Below are 296 nucleotides of genomic sequence, written 5' to 3'. Positions count from 1 at the left end.
TCTGGCTCTGGCTCTGGCTCTGGCTCTGGCTCTGGCTCTGGCTCTGGCTCTGGCTCTGGCTCTGGCTCTGGCTCTGCAGATGATACCTCTTGAGCCAACAGGTCAAGGTCTTCCTCAAGAGTCGTTATTTCAGTTTCATCATCCAGTAATGCATTAAAGTAGTCATCAAGTGCTTGTTCACTGGACAGCACATCATTACTGCTCATCGAACGCCAACCTCTCCAGGTAAATCAGTAGCTGTTTATAGGCAAACACACCACGGCTACCAGATGCAAAATGCGAAGCTGGCAAGTGCT

Annotated in this window: 2 pseudogenes; both read right to left on the bottom strand. The window is 50.3% G+C overall.

Going from position 1 to position 296, the window contains the following annotated elements:
* Positions 1-206: pseudogene (locus IQR33_RS22970) on the bottom strand (chemotaxis protein CheW); the annotation flags it as partial.
* A pseudogene (locus tag IQR33_RS22965) lies at positions 196-296 on the bottom strand (ParA family protein); the annotation flags it as partial. The pseudogenes IQR33_RS22970 and IQR33_RS22965, both read right to left, overlap by 11 nt.

This window comes from Vibrio sp. OPT46 (genome assembly GCF_015163535.1).
GTDB classification, from domain to species: Bacteria; Pseudomonadota; Gammaproteobacteria; order Enterobacterales; family Vibrionaceae; genus Vibrio; species Vibrio alginolyticus.
The sequence above is the reverse complement of the archived record's forward strand: the minus strand, read 5'-3'. Positions and strand labels throughout refer to the sequence as shown.